Genomic DNA, 19,030 nt, shown 5'->3' on the forward strand with positions numbered 1-19,030 from the left:
GCCACAGCCGGGCGTTAAGCGAAGGGGTACACCCTACGGCCTATGAGTCTTCAGCAGGGGAACGCCAGGAAGCGCCATTACCGCTACAGGGTTCAACTGGTAGCCCTTGCTCTTAGGATGCTCGAAGTTACAGCACGGGTAGATCTTCTGCCGGCGCCTGTAGAAGCCGTCACGGCTCTGGTCTTCTGCGGACAGTGGGCTGGACTCTGGGCAAGACCAGATGCCCACCCCGTGTTCATATCTCTCCTCGACGAAGTTCGCCGACTCAACGCCTCCCGCGTGGTAGCTGCTCCACAGCGACGCAACCGATCGTGCAGCCCCCTTGAGTAAGCTCATGTCGTGGGCAAATCCGTCACAGCGCTCATAAACTCTCACGAGCGCAGCACTTATCCGAGCATTGATGCCGGCAACAACGGGGGCGCTCTTTTTCAACCGTGCCGACTCGAGAACGTCCGTCAGAGCAGTCAGATCCTCATAGGCTGACTGCACTTGTACTGCTGGCTCTCCCTGTAAGTCCTCAAGGAGAACACTTGCTCTCCCGAGAGCTATGCGAACTGCACCGTCATCTGGAATGTGTTTAGGCGAGGTGCAAAGGTAGTGATAAACCACGGCTCGGCGCAACGCTGCTGGATCTTCATTCACCTCTGAAGGCGCTGATGCTAGATGCCGGTCGCTGCATTTTTTCCACATCACATCCAGGTCATGTCCCAGGCGCGTGAACGGCCGGGTGCAATACGGACAACGACTTTGCAAGACCACATTGTGCTTATGGCAGACGTTCACGTATGGAGCGCCGTAACGGCGCCAGTAGGAAAAGCCCAGTGACTCGAGATCTTCCCGAACGCACTCTGGGCAGAATGCCGCTTCCCATTCGCTGAACCGCTCGCCCTCGGAGACATACTGCTGGCCCGAGTACGAGTGGTCCCAGTGACCTTTGAAGACATGCGTCGCAGCCATCATCGTATGGCCTTGAAGCAGCCGGTTGAAGCCGTAACACCCTGGCCACCCAAGCGCCTCTGCAAGGCCCTTTACCTCAATCGTTTTGAGCACATGTCGCGTCGCGAGCTTGTCGAAGATGCCCATGTTACTCGCACGCCAGTTGAGGTGCCGGTTACGTCTAACGTACGAGGCGAGAGATTCATCGGGTTGGATTTGGAGAGGCATGGATTCGCGTCGACACAGGGTTGCGGTGAGCGCAACAGCTGAAAGGATGGGCGCAACGAAGAAGGGAGCCGGTTACGGCTCCCTCCATCAGCGACAGTTTTTGTTGCGGTGCGACAGTTTTAATTCTCAGAATCCATCGCTGGGCCCTGCTTTAGCCCCCTACTCCACCGTCACAGACTTAGCCAGGTTCCGCGGCTGGTCCACGTCTGTACCCTTCAGCACCGCCACATAGTAAGAAAGCAGCTGCAGCGGAATGGTGTACAGAATCGGCGCCAGTGCATCGGCGATGTGCGGCACCTTGATCACGTGGGTGCCTTCGCCGTTGCTCATGCCGGCCTGCTCATCGGCGAACACCACCAACTGCCCGCCACGGGCGCGCACTTCCTGCAGGTTAGACTTGAGCTTTTCCAGCAGCTCGTTGTTCGGCGCCACGGTGACCACCGGCATGTCGCCGTCGACCAAGGCCAGCGGGCCGTGCTTGAGCTCGCCGGCTGGGTAGGCTTCGGCGTGGATGTAGGAGATTTCTTTGAGCTTGAGCGCGCCTTCCATCGCCACCGGGTACTGCGCACCACGGCCGAGGAACAGGGTGTGGTGCTTGTCGGCGAACAGTTCGGCGGTTTTCTCGACCACATGGTCCATGGCCAGGGCTTCGCCCAGGCGCGCTGGCAGGCGGCGCAGTTCTTCTACCAGCTCGGCTTCGACGCCGGCGGCAAGCGAGCCGCGCACCTGGCCCAGGGCCAGGGTCAGCAGCATCAGCGACACCAGTTGGGTGGTGAAGGCTTTGGTCGAGGCGACGCCGATTTCCGGGCCGGCCAGGGTCAGCAGGGTCAGGTCGGATTCACGCACCAGCGAGCTGATGCCAACGTTGCAGATCGCCAGGCTGCCGAGGAAGCCCAGCTCCTTGGCATTGCGCAGCGCGGCCAGGGTGTCGGCGGTCTCGCCCGACTGGGAAATCGACACCAACAGGGTGTCCGGCTGCACCGCGACTTTGCGGTAGCGGAACTCGCTGGCCACTTCGACCTGGCACGGGATACCAGCCAGGCTTTCCAGCCAGTAACGCGCGACCATGCCGGCGTGGTAGCTGGTGCCGCAGGCGACGATCTGCACATTGCGCACTTTGGCAAACAGCTCGGCGGCCTGCGGGCCGAAAGCCTGGACCATGACGTGGTCCTTGCCCAGACGGCCTTCCAGGGTGCGCTGTACCACGGCCGGTTGCTCGTGGATTTCCTTGAGCATGAAGTGGCGATATACGCCTTTGTCGGCCGCTTCCGCGCCTTCGCTGTGCTGCACGGTTTCGCGCTGCACCGGCTCGCCGGCCTGGTCCCAGACCAGTACCTGATCGCGGCGAATTTCGGCGATATCGCCTTCTTCGAGGTACATGAAGCGGTCGGTGACCTGGCGCAGCGCCAGTTGGTCGGAGGCCAGGAAGTTCTCGCCCAGGCCCAGGCCGATCACCAGCGGGCTACCGCTGCGCGCAGCGACCAGGCGGTCGGGCTGGCTGGCGCTGATTACTGCCAGGCCGTAGGCGCCGTGCAGGCGTTTCACGGCGGCTTTGAGCGCGGCGGTCAAGTCGGGGGTGGTCTTGAGCAAATGGTGGATCAGGTGAACGATCACCTCGGTATCGGTCTGCGAGGCAAAGGCGTAGCCCAGGCCCTTGAGCTCGTCGCGCAGCTCTTCGTGGTTTTCGATGATGCCGTTGTGCACCACCGCCACGTCATGGCCGGAGAAGTGCGGGTGAGCGTTTTCTTCAGTCGGCGCACCGTGGGTGGCCCAGCGGGTATGGGCGATCCCCAGCTTGCCCAGCAGCGGGTCGGCAGCCACGGCGGCTTGCAGCTCGCTGACCTTGCCGATGCGGCGGCGACGCTCCAGGCCCTGCTCGCTGAGCACGGCCAGGCCGGCGCTGTCGTAGCCGCGGTATTCCAGGCGCTTGAGGCCTTCGATCAGGATGGCTGTAATGTTGCGCTCGGCAACGGCACCTACGATTCCACACATAAGATGTTGCTCCTAGCTGATAGCGGCGCAGATCAGATTGATGCCGCGGGCTTGAATGCGGTCGCGAGCCTCTGTGGGCAGGCGATCATCGGTAATCAGGGTAGTGACGCTGCTCCAGGGCAGCTCAAGGTTGGGGATCTTGCGGCCGACCTTGTCGGACTCGACCATCACGATCACTTCCCGGGCGACTTCGGCCATCACCCGGCTCAGGCCGAGCAGCTCGTTGAAGGTGGTGGTGCCACGTTCAAGGTCGATGCCGTCGGCGCCGATGAAAAGCTGGTCGAAGTCGTAGGAACGCAGCACTTGCTCGGCCACCTGGCCCTGGAACGACTCGGAATGCGGGTCCCAGGTGCCACCGGTCATCAACAGCACCGGCTCGTGTTCCTGCTCGCTGATGGCGCGGGCCACGTTCAGCGAGTTGGTCATCACCACAAGGCCTGGCTGGCGCCCGAGCTGCGGGATCATCGCAGCAGTAGTGCTGCCGCTGTCGATGATGATGCGCGCGTGTTCTCGAATGCGTTCCACGGCTGCCTTGGCGATGGCCTGCTTGTGCGGCGACACCGGTTGCACGGTATCGCTGAGCAGTTCCTGCGGCATGGTGACCGCGCCACCGTAGCGGCGCAGCAGCAGGCCGTTGGCTTCGAGGGCGGCGAGGTCCTTGCGAATGGTCACTTCGGAAGTTTCGAAACGCTTGGCCAAGGCGTCGACACTGACTTCGCCCTGCTCGTTGAGCAAGGTGAGGATGTTATGGCGGCGTTGGGGTGTATTACGTTTCGACATTTCGGCTTTAAGTTTCGATTCGAAAGATAATTGGCGCAATCAAAACCTATGAGCGTTTTTTAGTCAAGCGTTGTTTAGGGCCTACCGCGCACTCTTGTAGGAGCGGCCTTGTGCCGCGAATGGGCTGCGAAGCGGCCCCGGCAGTTTTATCTACGCCAAAAAATACAAAGGCCGACTTATTCACATAAGCCGGCCTGTGCATAACTCAGCTGGGGATAACTCAGCTCTTCTTGATTTTCTCAGGCCGTTTCCAACCCTGGATATTGCGCTGACGGGCACGGGCCACGCCCAACTGCCCCGCCTCGACTGCCTGGGTGATGGTCGAGCCCGCAGCAGTAGTGGCGCCGGCCTGGATTTCCACAGGCGCTACCAGCGAGTTGTTGGAGCCAATGAACACGTCCTCACCCATCACGGTGCGGAATTTGTTCGCCCCGTCGTAGTTGCAGGTAATGGTGCCAGCGCCGATGTTGCTACGCGCCCCGATGTCGGCGTCCCCCAGGTAGCTCAGGTGCCCGGCCTTGGCGCCTTCACCGAGTCGGGCATTCTTCAGCTCGACAAAGTTACCCACATGGGCCTTGGCTTCCAGCACACTGCCCGGGCGCAGGCGCGCAAACGGGCCGGCATCGCTGCCCTCGCCCATCACCGCGCCTTCGATATGGCTGTTGGCCTTGATGACCACGCCTTTACGCAGGGTGCTGTCCTTGATCACGCAGTTCGGGCCGATCTGCACGTCGTCCTCGATCACTACCTTGCCTTCGAGCACCACGTTGATATCGATGAGCACATCGCGCCCAACCGTGACCTCACCGCGCACATCGAAACGCGCCGGGTCGCGCAGGGTCACGCCCTGGGCCATCAGGCGACGGCCTTCACGCAGCTGATAATGGCGCTCCAGCTCAGACAGCTGGCGGCGGTCGTTGGCGCCCTGCACTTCCATCGCGTCGTGCGGCTGCTCGGTGGCAACCACCAGGCCATCGGCCACTGCCATGGCAATCACGTCGGTCAGGTAATACTCGCCCTGGGCGTTGTTGTTCGAAAGGCGGCCCATCCAGTCAGCCAGGCGCGCTGCCGGCATGGCCAGAATGCCGGTGTTGCCTTCCTTGATAGCCTTTTGCGCATCGCTGGCATCCTTGTGCTCGACGATGGCCTGCACCTGCCCTTGGGCATCCCGCACGATACGGCCATAGCCGGTCGGGTCGGCAAGGTTCACGGTGAGCAGGCCAAGCTGGCTGGCGCTGACCTTGGCCAGCAAGCGTTGCAGGGTCTCGACCTCGATCAAAGGCACATCGCCATACAGCACCAGCACAGTGTCGGCACTGATTGCCGGCAGTGCCTGGGCTACTGCGTGGCCAGTACCGAGCTGCTTGTCCTGCAGCACGAAGTTAAGGTCATCCGCCGCCAGGCGCTCGCGAACTTGCTCGGCACCGTGGCCAATGACCACGTGAATGCCGTTGGGCTTCAGCTGACGGGCGCTGTGGATAACATGGCCAAGCATCGAGTTGCCGGCAACCGGGTGCAGCACCTTGGGCAACGCCGAGCGCATGCGGGTGCCTTGGCCTGCGGCGAGAATGACGATATCGAGAGACATTGACTGGCTACCAATCCGGGGCGGTCAGGGGGGTGACCGAGGAATAAAATTCGGAAAAAGAAAAAGGGTAGCCGAGGCTACCCTTTAACTCAATCGCAACGCAGGTTACCGGCCAAAGCCAGATTACTTGCCTTTGCGCATTTGCTGGACAGTGCGCAGCTGAGCTGCAGCTTCGGCCAGGCGTGCCGCAGCAGCACCGTAGTCGAAGTCCGAGCCTTTCGTGTTCAGGGCGTTTTCGGCAGCCTTGAGGGCTTCCTGCGCCTGAGCTTCGTCCAGGTCGGCAGCACGCTGCACGGTGTCGGCAAGAACCTTGACCATGTTCGGCTGCACTTCGAGGAAGCCACCGGAGATGTAGAACACCTCTTGAGTGCCACCCTGCTTGGTCAGCGTGATCGGACCCGGCTTGAGATTGGTGATCAGCGGGGCGTGGCCTGGAGCGATACCAAGATCGCCCAGGTTGCCGTGCGCTACTACCATCTCGACCAGGCCGGAGAAGATCTCTCCTTCCGCGCTGACGATATCGCAATGGACTGTCATAGCCATCTGCTTGCCTCAACCTGATTAGCGCCCCTTGCGGGGCGCCGGGATTACAGTTTCTTGGCTTTCTCGATCGCTTCGTCGATGCTGCCGACCATGTAGAACGCTTGTTCTGGCAAGTGGTCGTAGTCACCTTTGAGGATGCCGCTGAAGCCAGCGATGGTGTCTTTCAGGGAAACGTACTTGCCTGGCGAACCGGTGAAGACTTCGGCCACGAAGAACGGCTGCGACAGGAAGCGCTGGATCTTACGAGCGCGGGCTACCAGTTGCTTGTCGGTCTCGGACAGTTCGTCCATACCCAGGATCGCAATGATGTCCTTCAGCTCTTTGTAGCGCTGCAGAACATACTGGACCTGACGGGCAGTGTCGTAGTGCTCGTTGCCGATCACGTTCGGGTCCAGCTGGCGCGAAGTCGAGTCCAGTGGATCGACCGCTGGGTAGATACCCAGGGAGGCGATGTCACGGGACAGAACGACGGTGGCGTCCAAGTGGGCGAAGGTGGTAGCAGGCGACGGGTCGGTCAAGTCGTCCGCAGGCACGTATACGGCCTGGATCGAGGTGATCGAGCCTTCTTTGGTCGAAGTGATACGTTCTTGCAGAACGCCCATCTCTTCGGCCAGAGTCGGCTGGTAACCTACTGCCGAAGGCATACGGCCCAGCAGTGCGGATACTTCGGTACCGGCCAAGGTGTAACGATAGATGTTGTCGACGAACAGCAGAACGTCGTTACCTTCGTCACGGAACTTCTCAGCCATGGTCAGGCCGGTCAGCGCAACGCGCAGACGGTTTCCTGGTGGCTCGTTCATCTGACCGTAGACCAGCGCTACTTTGTCGAGAACGTTGGAGTCCTTCATCTCGTGGTAGAAGTCGTTACCCTCACGAGTACGCTCACCCACACCGGCGAACACGGAATAACCGCTGTGCTCGATGGCGATGTTACGGATCAGTTCCATCATGTTTACGGTCTTGCCGACACCGGCACCACCGAACAGACCAACCTTGCCACCCTTGGCAAACGGGCAAACCAGGTCGATAACCTTGATGCCGGTTTCCAGCAGGTCGTTGCCGCCTGCCTGGTCAGCGAACGAAGGCGCTGGCTGGTGGATACCGCGACGCTCTTCTTCACCGATCGGGCCGGCTTCGTCGATTGGGTTGCCCAGAACGTCCATGATACGGCCCAGAGTGGCCTTACCAACTGGAACGGAAATGGCCGCGCCGCTATCGACGACGTCCAGACCGCGCTTCAGACCTTCGGTCGAGCCCATCGCAATGGTACGAACCACACCGTCGCCCAGCTGCTGCTGAACTTCGAGAGTGGTTTCCGCGCCTTGTACTTTCAGCGCATTGTAAACACTCGGCACGGCGTCACGTGGGAATTCCACGTCGATGACGGCGCCGATGATTTGAACGATACGTCCGCTACTCATAGCTGGATCCTCTGAATTTTTGAACCGTTAAACCGCGGCAGCGCCGCCGACGATTTCCGAGATCTCCTGGGTGATCGCAGCCTGACGCGCCTTGTTGTAGATCAGCTGAAGTTCGCTGATCAGATCACCGGCGTTGTCTGTGGCGTTTTTCATGGCGATCATCCGGGCTGCTTGTTCAGCAGCGTTGTTCTCGACCACCGCCTGATACACCTGCGACTCCACGTAACGCACCATCAAGCCGTCCAGCAGCTCTTTTGCGTCGGGTTCGTACAGGTAATCCCAGTGGTGCTTGAGTTCTTGATCCGGGGTTGCCTCCAACGGTACCAATTGCTCGACCGTTGGTTGTTGGGTCATGGTGTTGATGAACTTGTTCGAAACCACCGAAAGGCGATCGATACGGCCATCGAGGTAGGCGTCCAGCATCACTTTGACGGAGCCGATCAAATCATTGATCGATGGCTCTTCGCCCAGTTGGCTGATCGCGGCTACAACGTTGCCACCAAAGATACGGAAGAAAGTCGCACCTTTGCTGCCGATCACGCACAGGTCGATTTCAACGCCCTGTTCGCGGTTTGCGTTCATGTCCTTGACCAAGGCCTTGAACAGGTTGGTATTCAAGCCACCGCACAGACCACGGTCACTGCTCACCACGATATAACCGGCGCGCTTTACAGGGCGGTCGATCATGAACGGGTGGCGGTATTCCGGGTTGGCGTTGGCCAGATGACCGATCACCTGGCGGATACGCTCCGCATAAGGACGGCTAGCAGACATGCGCATTTGTGCCCTGCGCATTTTGCTGACCGCCACTTTTTCCATGGCGCTGGTAATTTTTTGCGTGCTTTTGATGCTCGCAATCTTACTGCGAATCTCTTTTGCGCCTGCCATGTATCACCTATCAGGTTAGCAAGCGGGGGCCGGAGCCCCCGCTGCGGCTTACCAGGTCTGGGTGGCCTTGAACTTCTCGATACCGGCTTTCAGGCCAGCGTCGATTTCGTCGTTGAAGTCACCCTTCACATTGATCTTCGCCATCAGGTCGGCGTGATCACGGTTGAAGAAGGCGATCAGCGCTTGTTCGAAGCTACCAATCTTGGAGACTTCCACGTCGGTCAGGAACCCACGCTCAGCGGCGTACAGCGACAGAGCCATGTCAGCGATCGACATCGGCGCGTACTGCTTCTGCTTCATCAGCTCGGTAACGCGCTGACCATGCTCAAGCTGCTTGCGGGTCGCTTCGTCCAGATCGGACGCGAACTGGGCGAATGCCGCCAGTTCACGGTACTGAGCCAGTGCGGTACGAATACCACCGGACAGCTTCTTGATGATCTTGGTCTGAGCGGCACCACCTACGCGGGATACCGAAACACCGGCGTTCACTGCAGGGCGGATGCCCGAGTTGAACATGGCCGATTCCAGGAAGATCTGACCGTCGGTGATGGAAATCACGTTGGTCGGAACGAACGCGGAAACGTCGCCAGCCTGGGTTTCGATGATCGGCAGAGCGGTCAGGGAACCGGTTTTGCCAGTCACTGCGCCGTTGGTGAACTTCTCGACGTACTCTTCCGAAACGCGCGATGCGCGCTCCAGCAGACGGGAGTGGAGATAGAACACGTCGCCTGGGTACGCTTCACGTCCTGGTGGACGGCGCAGCAGCAGGGAGATCTGACGGTAGGCAACGGCCTGCTTGGACAGGTCATCGTAAACGATCAGAGCGTCTTCACCGCGGTCACGGAAGAACTCGCCCATGGTGCAACCGGCGTAAGGCGCCAGGAATTGCAGTGCGGCGGATTCCGAAGCACTGGCAACCACCACGATGGTGTTGGCCAGGGCGCCGTTTTCTTCCAGCTTGCGAACGATGTTGGCAACGGTGGAACGCTTCTGGCCGACAGCAACATAAACGCAGAAAATACCGGAGTCTTTCTGGTTGATGATGGCGTCGATGGCCATGGCGGTCTTGCCGATCTGACGGTCACCGATGATCAGCTCACGCTGGCCACGGCCGACAGGGATCATGGCGTCAACCGATTTGTAGCCAGTCTGTACAGGCTGGTCTACCGACTTACGCCAGATCACGCCTGGAGCAACTTTCTCGACCGCGTCGGTCTCGGTGTTGCCCAACGGACCTTTGCCGTCGATCGGGTTACCCAGTGCGTCGACAACGCGACCCAGCAGTTCCTTACCAACCGGAACCTCCAGGATGCGGCCAGTGCACTTGGCGCTCATGCCCTCGGCGAGGGAGTTGTACGCACCCAGTACCACCGCACCTACGGAGTCTTGCTCCAGGTTCAGTGCCATACCGTATACGCCGCCCGGGAACTCGATCATTTCGCCGTACATGACGTCGGCGAGACCGTGGATACGCACGATACCGTCAGAGACGGATACCACGGTACCTTCGTTACGGGCTTGGGAGCCGACATCGAGTTTCTCGATGCGACCCTTGATGATTTCACTAATTTCGGAAGGATTGAGTTGCTGCATTGCTCTGCTGCCCCTTCAAACTCAAGATTTCAATGCTTCAGCCAGTTTCGCGATTTTGCCGCGAACCGAGCCATCGATTACCAGGTCGCCTGCGCGGATGACGACGCCGCCGATCAGGCTGGCATCCTCCGACGCATGCAGGCGCACTTCCCGGCTGAGCCGTGCACTGAGAACCTTGGCGAGTTTGTCTTGCTGTTCTTGGTTCAACGCAAAAGCACTGGTGACTTCCACGTCCACGGATTTCTCTTGTTCGGCCTTGTACAGCTCGAACAGAGCGGCGATCTCCGGCAGAAGCAGGAGACGGTCGTTTTCCGCGGCAACATGAATGAAATTCTGTGCCTGTACATCGAACTTGTCACCGCACACTTCTAGGAATGCGGCGGCCTTTTCTGCGCTAGTCAGTTGCGGGGCCTTGAGCAGGCGCTGCATGGTGCCGTCTTCCGACACCGCAGCAGCCAGGCCGAGCATGGCTGACCAATTGGCCAGTTGCTGATGGGCCTGGGCGTGCTCAAAGGCCGCCTTAGCGTAAGGTCGGGCCAACGTGGTCAGTTCTGCCATGATCGCCCTCGCTTAAATTTCAGCGGCCAGTTTGTTAACCAGCTCCGCATGCGCGTTTTGATCGATTGTGGCGCCAAGGATCTTTTCAGCACCGCCAACGGCCAGAGCACCCACTTGGGCACGCAGAGCGTCTTTGATGCTGTTCAGTTCCTGTTCGATCTCGGCCTGAGCCTGAGCCTTCACACGGTCAGCTTCGACGCGGGCCTGATCACGGGCTTCCTCGACAAGCTGAGCAGCGCGTTTCTTGCTTTGCTCAATGATTTCAGCTGCCTGTGCTTTCGCTTCACGCAGTTGCTGGCCCGCTTTCTCTTGGGCCAGCTCCAGGTCGCGAGCTGCACGGTTGGCAGCGTCCAAGCCGTCGGCAATCTTCTTTTGACGCTCTTGCAGAGCAGTGATGACCGGAGGCCATACGTACTTCATGCAGAAGAATACAAAAATAAAGAAAGCAACGGATTGGCCAATCAGGGTTGCATTAATGTTCACGCCAACACCTCGCTCGGTCTTTGTTCATCACAGCCATCAACTCGTCGGAAACGAGTGATTAGCCGGCGATCTGACCAACGAAGGGGTTTGCGAAGGTGAAGAACAGAGCAATACCAACGCCGATCATGGTTACGGCGTCGAGCAGGCCGGCAACGATGAACATTTTGACCTGCAGCATCGGAACCATTTCTGGCTGGCGAGCAGCGCCTTCCAGGAATTTGCCGCCCAGCAGGCCGAAACCAATGGCGGTACCCAGAGCACCCAGGCCGATCAGCAGAGCAACAGCGATAGCGGTCAGACCAACTACAGTTTCCATCTTTCCTCCCGACTTTTACGTCGTATTGGTTAGGTTTTTAGTTTGAAGCGGTAAAACAAATCGTTTGGTACAGCATTGCCCTTGCGGACTTTTTAAGCCCTGCCCCCGGGACTGGCGGGCAAGACTATCAGACACGCCAGGCGGTCTTAATGGTTATCTTCGTGAGCCATCGACAGGTAGACGATGGTAAGCATCATGAAGATGAAGGCTTGCAGGGTGATGATCAGGATGTGGAACACCGCCCACGCCCATTGCAGCACCACGCCCAGGCCGGCCAGCCACAGCAGGCCAGAGCCGAACATCACGGCGATCAGGATGAACACCAGCTCGCCGGCATACATGTTGCCGAACAGTCGCAGTGCCAGCGAGATCGGCTTGGCGATCAGAGTGACGAACTCGAGCAGGAAGTTGACCGGGATCAGCAGCGCCTGAACGAACAGGTTCTTGCTGCCGAACGGGTGCAGGGTCAGTTCGCCGATGAAGCCGCCGATGCCCTTGATCTTGATGCTGTAGAAGATGATCAGCGCGAATACGCAGAAGGCCATGGCCAGGGTCGCATTCGGGTCGGTGGTCGGTACGGCACGGAAGAAGATGTGCTCGTTGCCCGACAGCTTCTGTGCAGCCCATGGCAACCAGTCGACCGGTACCAGGTCGATGGCGTTCATCAGGAACACCCAGACGAAGATGGTCAGCGCCAGCGGGGCGATTACCGCGCTGCGGCCGTGGAACGAATCCTTCACGCTACCGTGAACGAAGTCGACCAGCACTTCGACGAAGTTCTGCAAGCCGCCAGGCTGGCCGGAAGTCGCCTTCTTGGCTGCCATGCGGAAGATCAACAGGAAGATCAGACCCATCGCGACGGACCAGCCCAGGGTGTCCAGGTGGAACGCCCAGAAGCCCATTGCCTTGGCTTCTGCAGCCGAATGGGCCAAGCCCCAGCTGCCGTCTGGTAGTTGACCGTAGGTCAGGTTCTGCAAGTGGTGCTGGATATAACCCGAAGCGGTTTCTTCTGCCATGGTTGCCTCAAACGCCCTAAGGTCTCGAAAGTCTTTTATTCATCAGCAGGGGCGCGAACCAGCTGACCCATAAGGTCAGCACGAAGACACCGAATACTGCCAACGGCGCCAACGGCTTCACGCCTGCGAAGGTCAGTGCAAACAGCACTGCCGTCAAAATCATCTTGCCTGCCTCGCCAGCGTAGAACGACTTGACGATGGCCTGCGCCGCCCGGGCTCCGCTGAAGCGAAAAGCCTTCCAGGCGAAATACACATTGGGTAGCCAGGCGATCAGCCCTCCGCAGAGGCCTGAATAACCGCTGACTCCCCCTTTCCACTGCCACAACACCAAGGCTGCCAGCAGCAGTACGACAAATTGAGCCAGTAATACCGGAAAAACTGCCCAGCGATGGAAAGGCAGGCGGTTTGGCGTGCGGATTTCCATCGAAACTGCTCCCCGAAAGTCGACCGCCTCGTCAACATCGACTTGGCATAATTTGTGCCGACAAAATGCGCGCAGAGTATAGGGGTGGATTAACCCCTATTCAACTATCGGGTAGTGATTTCCGACTGCGCGCTACAACAGGAATTGTTTCAGCGGATGTGAGCAAGCACGCCCTGCAACTCATCTAGCGAGTTGTAGCGGATGACAAGTTGCCCCTTGCCCTTGTTGCCGTGGCGGATCTGCACCGCCGAGCCCAGGCGCTCTGCGAGCCGCTGTTCAAGGCGGGTGATGTCCGGATCAGGTTTGCTCGTTTCGACCGGCTCAGGTTTGCCGCTCAGCCACTGGCGCACCAGTGCTTCAGTTTGGCGCACGGTGAGGCCACGTGCGACAACATGACGCGCCCCTTCTTCCTGGCGATCTTCTTCCAGGCCGAGCAATGCACGGGCGTGGCCCATCTCCAAGTCGCCGTGGGCGAGCATGGTCTTGATCGCCTCCGGCAACGAGATCAGGCGCAGCAGGTTGGCCACGGTGACCCGCGACTTGCCGACGGCATCGGCCACTTGCTGCTGGGTCAGCTCGAACTCTTGCTGCAGGCGTTGCAGGGCAAGCGCTTCTTCCAGCGGGTTGAGGTCTTCACGCTGGATGTTCTCGATCAGCGCCATGGCGATGGCGGCTTCGTCGGGCACTTCGCGGACCATGGCCGGAACAGTGTCCAGCCCGGCCTGCTGCGTAGCCCGCCAGCGGCGCTCACCGGCGATGATCTCGTAGCGGTTGTCACCGATCGGACGCACCACGATCGGCTGCATGACGCCGTGGGCACGAATCGAGTGCGCCAGTTCTTCGAGCGCCTGCGGGTCCATGTCACGGCGCGGCTGGTACTTGCCACGCTGGATCAGCTCGACCGGCAGGTGTTGCAGTTCTTTCTGGTCGATCTGCACAGCCTGCTCTTCGAGCGAGCTGACGGAAGGACCACTGAGCAGTGCATCCAACCCACGTCCGAGACCGCGTTTCTTGATGGCCATGCGGATTCCTTAAGTTGTTTGTGCAGTGCGTGAAGGGCGGCGCTGACGGCGAACCAGCTCCCCGGCCAATGCCAGGTAGGCCAGCGCGCCGCGCGACTGCTTGTCGTAGGCCAGCGCCGGCATGCCGAAGCTCGGCGCCTCGGCCAGGCGGATGTTGCGCGGGATCACAGTGTCGTACAGCTGATCGCCGAAGTGTTCCTTGAGCTGCGCCGAAACGTCGTTGTTCAGGCTCAGGCGCGGGTCGTACATGGTACGCAGCAGGCCTTCGATCTTCAGCGCAGGGTTGAGCCTGGCGCCGATGCGCTTGATGTTATCCACAAGGTCGCTCAAGCCTTCCAGCGCGTAGTACTCGCACTGCATGGGGATGATCACGCCATCGGAGGCGACCAACGCATTGAGGGTGAGCATCGACAGCGACGGTGGGCAGTCGATGAGGATGAAATCGTAGTTGTCACGGATCGGCGCCAGCGCATTGCGCAGGCGGCTTTCCTTCATCTGCATTTCCAGCAGCACAACTTCGGCCGCGGTGAGATCGCGGTTGGCCGGCAACAACTGGTAGCCGCCGTGCTCGGAGTACTGCATGGCCTGGGCCAGGTCGCATTCCCCGATCAGCAGGTCGTACACCGATTGCTCGAGCTCGTGTTTATCCACACCGCTGCCCATGGTGGCGTTGCCCTGTGGATCGAGGTCGATCAGCAGCACACGACGCTTGGTCGCAGCCAGCGATGCGGCGAGATTGATACAGGTGGTGGTCTTGCCCACACCACCTTTCTGGTTCGCGATTGCGAATACCTTAGCCATTGTTGCGTGTGTTCCCAGTCATGCCTTGCGGCGCAGTATCAGCAGATGGCGCTGGCCCTGGCAACCTGGAACGGTCAGGGCCTGCTCGCTATCCACTGTGAAGTCTGCGGGCAATGCTACCAGTTCATCGGCAGGATGCAGCCCCTTCATTGCAAGCCATTGCGTGCGGGCGTCACCCAGGTGGCGGGTCCAGTTGGTGAAATTCTCCATGCTGCTGAAGGCGCGGGAGATGATTCCGCAGAACGGCTGCTCGGGCTGAACGTCTTCGACACGGCTGTGGATAACTGTGAGGTTGTCCAGTTTCAGCTCCATTTTCACCTGGGTGAGGAAGCGCGTCTTCTTGCCGTTGCTGTCGAGCACGGTCACCTGCTTGTGCGGATGCAGGATGGCCAATGGGATACCCGGCATGCCGCCACCGCTGCCGACGTCCAGCCAACGCTGGGCGTCCCTGTGGATAAACGGCATGACGCTGAGACTGTCGAGCAGATGGCGTGAAACCATCTCGTCCGGGTTGCGCACGGCGGTCAGGTTGTAGGCCTTGTTCCATTTGATCAACAGGGCCAGGTAGCCGAGCAGCAATTCGTGCTGCTGCGCGCTCAGCTCGACACCGAGCTGACGCGCACCTGTGGACAACTCTTCGGCGTGTTGCGGGGTAACCGGAGAACTCAAGCGCTTTGCTCCAATTCGCGGCCAGCGCCGCGTTTTTTCAGATGAATCAGCAGCAGCGAAATGGCCGCTGGGGTTACGCCAGGAATACGCGACGCTTGGCCGAGGGTCTCAGGGCGGGTCTGGCCGAGCTTGCCCTGGATCTCCTTGGACAGCCCGGAGATCGTCGTGTAGTCGATATCCACAGGCAGGCGCGTGTCTTCGCTGGCACGCAGCCGGGCGATTTCTTCCTGCTGACGGTCGATGTAACCGGCGTATTTGGTCTTGATCTCGACCTGCTCGGCCACCTGCGGGTCAAGCTGCTCGCCGCCAGTGGCCTCGATCAGGCCGGCGTAGTCGATTTCCGGGCGAGCCAGCAGGTTCAACAGGCTGTACTCGTGGGCCAGCGGCGTGCCGAACTTATCCACAATGGCCTGGCCTTGCGCCGTCCCTGGGCGCACCCAGGTGGTCTTCATGCGCTGTTCTTCGCGCTCGATGCCATCGCGCTTGGCGCAGAAGGCGGCCCAGCGCTGGTCGTCGATCAGGCCCAGCTCGCGGCCTTTCTCGGTCAGACGCAGGTCGGCGTTGTCTTCGCGCAGGATCAACCGGTATTCGGCGCGCGAGGTGAACATGCGATACGGCTCCTGGGTACCCAGGGTAATCAGGTCGTCGACCAGCACGCCAATGTAGGCCTCGTCACGCCGTGGGCACCAGCTTTCGCGGCCCTGCGCGCGCAGCGCAGCGTTGGTGCCGGCCAGCAGGCCCTGGGCGCCGGCTTCTTCGTAGCCGGTGGTGCCGTTGATCTGGCCGGCGAAGAACAGGCCGCCGATGACTTTGGTTTCGAGGCTGTATTTCAGGTCACGCGGGTCGAAGTAGTCGTACTCGATGGCGTAGCCCGGGCGCACGATGTGGGCGTTTTCCATGCCGCGGATCGAGCGCACCAACTCCAGCTGCACGTCGAACGGCAGCGAGGTGGAAATACCGTTGGGGTACAGCTCGTGGGTGGTCAGGCCTTCAGGCTCGATGAACACCTGGTGGCTGTCCTTGTCCGCGAAGCGGTGGATCTTGTCTTCGATCGACGGGCAGTAGCGCGGGCCCACGCCTTCGATCACACCGGAGTACATCGGCGAACGGTCGAGGTTCGAGGCGATGATGTCGTGGGTGCGCGCGTTGGTGTGGGTAATCCAGCAGCTGACCTGACGCGGATGCATCTGTGCGTTGCCCATGAACGACATCACCGGAATCGGCGTATCGCCTGGCTGTTCGCTCATCACCGAGAAATCCACAGAACGGCCATCGATACGCGGCGGGGTACCGGTTTTCAGGCGGCCAACACGCAGCGGCAACTCACGCATGCGGTGTGCCAAGGCAATCGACGGTGGGTCACCGGCGCGGCCGCCCGAATGGTTTTGCAAGCCGATGTGGATAAGTCCGCCCAGGAAGGTGCCGGTGGTCAACACGACCGAGTCTGCAAAGAAACGCAGGCCCATTTGCGTGACCACGCCCTTGACCTGGTCCTGCTCGACGATCAAGTCGTCACAGGACTGCTGGAATATCCACAGGTTTGGCTGGTTTTCCAGAATCTCGCGGACCACGGCCTTGTAGATGGCGCGGTCGGCCTGTGCCCGAGTGGCACGTACGGCTGGGCCTTTGCGGTTGTTCAGAACCCGGAACTGGATGCCGCTCTTGTCGGTAGCCAGTGCCATGGCGCCGCCGAGCGCATCGATTTCCTTGACCAGGTGGCTCTTGCCGATGCCACCAATGGCGGGGTTGCAGCTCATGTGACCGAGGGTTTCCACGTTATGGGTCAACAGCAGGGTTTTCACACCCATGCGTGCCGACGCAAGCGCAGCCTCGGTACCGGCATGGCCGCCGCCGATGACGATCACTTCAAAACGGGAAGGGAAATCCACCACGCACCTCGTGCCTGTTTTTGCGAATAGAGAAGGTAAGCCGACAAGTATAGGGACTTAGACCCCTTCAAAGAAACCGTCTGAGCAAAATTTGACCAGTCTGTGGATGAGTGGCAGGTAAAAGTAAACAAAGAGAAAAAATTTATAAAAGCTTTGTTTTTATGTTTATTTATACACAGCACCTTTTCTGTGGATAAAGCTCTACAGGCCAATATCCACAAGGCATGTAGCGTTTCAAAACCCTGTGTCCGACTGGGGTTGAGGGTTCTGGATAGGCGCGTATAGCCTGTGGATGAAACTGATGGTTATCAACAGGTGCCTTTTTCCTCAACAAAAAAGCACGGTTATCAACTGAGCTAAAGGTCGGTTGTCCACAGAGCTTATCCGCGAGTTTTTTCCCTGTTGATGCAATATCACCTGCGTTTCGCGCTCTCGCCTTTCCTGCAGACGAAAAAAAACCGCCCATCAAGGGCGGTTTCATCCACAGCTGCTTGTTCTATTTGCCGATACAGAAGCTCGAGAAGATGCGACCCAGCAAATCATCCGAGCTGAACGCACCGGTAATCTCGCCCAGTGCCTGCTGCGCATGGCGCAGATCTTCAGCCAACAACTCACCTGCACCCGCCAACGTCAGCTGTGCGCGCCCGTGTTCAAGGTGCTCGCTGGCCTGGCGCAGCGCCTCCATGTGCCGGCGACGGGCGCTGAAGCTGCTTTCAGCGGTCTGTTCATAACCCATGCAGGCCTTAAGGTGGTCGCGCAGCAGCTCCAGGCCCACGTCTGAATCACGGGCACTGAGGGTAATCGTCACATGCCCATCTTCGCTTTGCTCAAGGCCCACCCGCTCGCCGCTGAGGTCCGCCTTGTTGCGAATCAGCGTGACTTTGGCCGGGTCTGGCCGTTGATCGAGAAACTCAGGCCACAGGGCAAACGGGTCACTGGCTTCTGGCGCTGTGGAATCCACCACCAGCAGCACCCGATCGGCCTCACCGATAGCTTTCAACGCCCTTTCCACACCAATCTTTTCCACATGGTCGTCGGTATCGCGCAACCCTGCCGTGTCGACCACGTGCAGCGGCATGCCATCGATGTGGATATGTTCGCGAAGGATGTCCCGGGTGGTGCCGGCGATGTCGGTCACGATGGCGGCTTCGCGGCCTGCCAGCTGGTTGAGCAGGCTCGATTTGCCGGCATTCGGCCGCCCGGCAATCACAACCGTCATGCCATCACGCAGCAATGCGCCCTGCCCGGCTTCGCGCTGCACTGTGGATAACTCCGCGCGCACAGTGTCGAGCATGTTCAGCACGTGGCCATCGGCAAGGAAGTCGATTTCTTCCTCGGGGAAATCGATGGCCGCCTCGACGTAGATGCGCAGAGCAATCAGCGCTTCGGTAAGGCTGTGTACACGCTTGGAGAACGCGCCCTGCAGCGAACGCAGGGCATTGCGTGCCGCCTGGGTGGAGCTGGCCTCGATGAGGTCGGCAATCGCTTCTGCCTGGGCCAGGTCGAGCTTGTCGTTGAGGAACGCACGCTCACTGAACTCACCTGGGCGTGCCAGCCGGCAACCAAGCTGCAAACAGCGCTGCAGCAGCATGTCCATGACAATTGGGCCGCCGTGGCCCTGGAGCTCCAGCACATCTTCGCCGGTAAACGAGTTCGGCCCCGGGAAATACAGCGCAATGCCTTCATCCAGCACCAGGCCGTCGGCGTCGCGGAACGGGCCGTAGTGGGCATGGCGCGGTGTCAGCGTGCGCCCCGTGATGGTTTGCCCGGCCTGGCTGGCCAGCGGACCCGACAAACGGACAATGCCGACACCGCCGCGGCCCTGGGCGGTGGCGATGGCAGCGATGGTTTCACGCACAGTGTTCATGCTCGAAGCCTCTAGA

General features: G+C 59.9%; 18 protein-coding genes. All 18 read right to left on the bottom strand.

Going from position 1 to position 19,030, the window contains the following annotated elements; translation table 11 throughout:
* Positions 1-33: 33 nt before the first annotated feature.
* Positions 34-1,164 (bottom strand): TniQ family protein, encoded by a 1,131-nt coding sequence (locus HU720_RS04400; RefSeq protein WP_186517568.1) that lies wholly within the window; start codon positions 1,162-1,164, stop codon positions 34-36.
* Positions 1,165-1,323: 159 nt separating this feature from the next.
* Complete coding sequence (glmS, locus tag HU720_RS04405) at positions 1,324-3,156, bottom strand: glutamine--fructose-6-phosphate transaminase (isomerizing) (protein ID WP_186517569.1); 1,833 nt, start codon at positions 3,154-3,156, stop codon at positions 1,324-1,326.
* Between the two features lie 12 nt (positions 3,157-3,168).
* Positions 3,169-3,936, bottom strand: coding sequence for a DeoR family transcriptional regulator (locus HU720_RS04410; protein WP_186517570.1), 768 nt, complete (start codon positions 3,934-3,936; stop codon positions 3,169-3,171).
* Between the two features lie 220 nt (positions 3,937-4,156).
* Positions 4,157-5,524 carry a bifunctional UDP-N-acetylglucosamine diphosphorylase/glucosamine-1-phosphate N-acetyltransferase GlmU gene (gene glmU / locus HU720_RS04415; RefSeq protein WP_186517572.1) on the bottom strand — a complete coding sequence of 456 codons (1,368 nt, stop codon included), beginning with the start codon at positions 5,522-5,524 and terminating at the stop codon, positions 4,157-4,159.
* A gap of 123 nt (positions 5,525-5,647) precedes the next feature.
* Positions 5,648-6,067, bottom strand: coding sequence for a F0F1 ATP synthase subunit epsilon (locus HU720_RS04420; RefSeq protein WP_110994045.1), 420 nt, complete (start codon positions 6,065-6,067; stop codon positions 5,648-5,650).
* A 44-nt stretch (positions 6,068-6,111) separates the two neighbouring features.
* Positions 6,112-7,488 carry a F0F1 ATP synthase subunit beta gene (atpD, locus tag HU720_RS04425; RefSeq protein WP_186517574.1) on the bottom strand — a complete coding sequence of 459 codons (1,377 nt, stop codon included), beginning with the start codon at positions 7,486-7,488 and terminating at the stop codon, positions 6,112-6,114.
* 27 nt (positions 7,489-7,515) lie between these two features.
* Positions 7,516-8,376: a F0F1 ATP synthase subunit gamma gene (gene atpG, locus HU720_RS04430; protein WP_186517576.1), complete on the bottom strand. Its 861-nt coding sequence runs from the start codon at positions 8,374-8,376 to the stop codon at positions 7,516-7,518.
* A gap of 48 nt (positions 8,377-8,424) precedes the next feature.
* Positions 8,425-9,969, bottom strand: a complete 1,545-nt coding sequence (atpA, locus tag HU720_RS04435; protein WP_186517578.1) for a F0F1 ATP synthase subunit alpha — start codon at positions 9,967-9,969, stop codon at positions 8,425-8,427.
* A 21-nt stretch (positions 9,970-9,990) separates the two neighbouring features.
* Positions 9,991-10,527: a F0F1 ATP synthase subunit delta gene (locus tag HU720_RS04440; protein ID WP_186517580.1), complete on the bottom strand. Its 537-nt coding sequence runs from the start codon at positions 10,525-10,527 to the stop codon at positions 9,991-9,993.
* Between the two features lie 12 nt (positions 10,528-10,539).
* Entirely contained in the window at positions 10,540-11,010 is a 471-nt protein-coding gene (locus HU720_RS04445) for a F0F1 ATP synthase subunit B (protein ID WP_186517582.1), read from the bottom strand.
* Positions 11,011-11,068: 58 nt separating this feature from the next.
* Positions 11,069-11,326 carry a F0F1 ATP synthase subunit C gene (atpE, locus tag HU720_RS04450; protein ID WP_003097235.1) on the bottom strand — a complete coding sequence of 86 codons (258 nt, stop codon included), beginning with the start codon at positions 11,324-11,326 and terminating at the stop codon, positions 11,069-11,071.
* Positions 11,327-11,472: 146 nt separating this feature from the next.
* Positions 11,473-12,342, bottom strand: a complete 870-nt coding sequence (gene atpB / locus HU720_RS04455; RefSeq protein ID WP_186517584.1) for a F0F1 ATP synthase subunit A — start codon at positions 12,340-12,342, stop codon at positions 11,473-11,475.
* Between the two features lie 16 nt (positions 12,343-12,358).
* Positions 12,359-12,766: a F0F1 ATP synthase subunit I gene (locus HU720_RS04460; RefSeq protein ID WP_186517586.1), complete on the bottom strand. Its 408-nt coding sequence runs from the start codon at positions 12,764-12,766 to the stop codon at positions 12,359-12,361.
* Positions 12,767-12,915: 149 nt separating this feature from the next.
* Positions 12,916-13,788, bottom strand: a complete 873-nt coding sequence (locus HU720_RS04465; RefSeq protein WP_186517588.1) for a ParB/RepB/Spo0J family partition protein — start codon at positions 13,786-13,788, stop codon at positions 12,916-12,918.
* Between the two features lie 9 nt (positions 13,789-13,797).
* On the bottom strand, positions 13,798-14,589 hold the full coding sequence (locus tag HU720_RS04470) for a ParA family protein (RefSeq protein WP_186517590.1): 792 nt from the start codon (positions 14,587-14,589) through the stop codon (positions 13,798-13,800).
* An 18-nt stretch (positions 14,590-14,607) separates the two neighbouring features.
* Complete coding sequence (rsmG, locus tag HU720_RS04475; RefSeq protein WP_186517593.1) at positions 14,608-15,258, bottom strand: 16S rRNA (guanine(527)-N(7))-methyltransferase RsmG; 651 nt, start codon at positions 15,256-15,258, stop codon at positions 14,608-14,610.
* The gene (mnmG, locus tag HU720_RS04480; protein ID WP_186517595.1) at positions 15,255-17,147 is read right to left on the bottom strand and encodes a tRNA uridine-5-carboxymethylaminomethyl(34) synthesis enzyme MnmG; all 1,893 of its coding nucleotides are present in this window, start codon (positions 17,145-17,147) and stop codon (positions 15,255-15,257) included. Before mnmG ends, rsmG begins: the two co-directional genes overlap by 4 nt.
* A gap of 496 nt (positions 17,148-17,643) precedes the next feature.
* Positions 17,644-19,014 carry a tRNA uridine-5-carboxymethylaminomethyl(34) synthesis GTPase MnmE gene (gene mnmE, locus HU720_RS04485; RefSeq protein WP_186517598.1) on the bottom strand — a complete coding sequence of 457 codons (1,371 nt, stop codon included), beginning with the start codon at positions 19,012-19,014 and terminating at the stop codon, positions 17,644-17,646.
* Positions 19,015-19,030 lie beyond the last annotated feature (16 nt).

Origin of the sequence: Pseudomonas sp. SWRI51 (assembly GCF_014268825.1) — a bacterium.
Classification (GTDB): Bacteria; Pseudomonadota; Gammaproteobacteria; order Pseudomonadales; family Pseudomonadaceae; genus Aquipseudomonas; species Aquipseudomonas farsensis.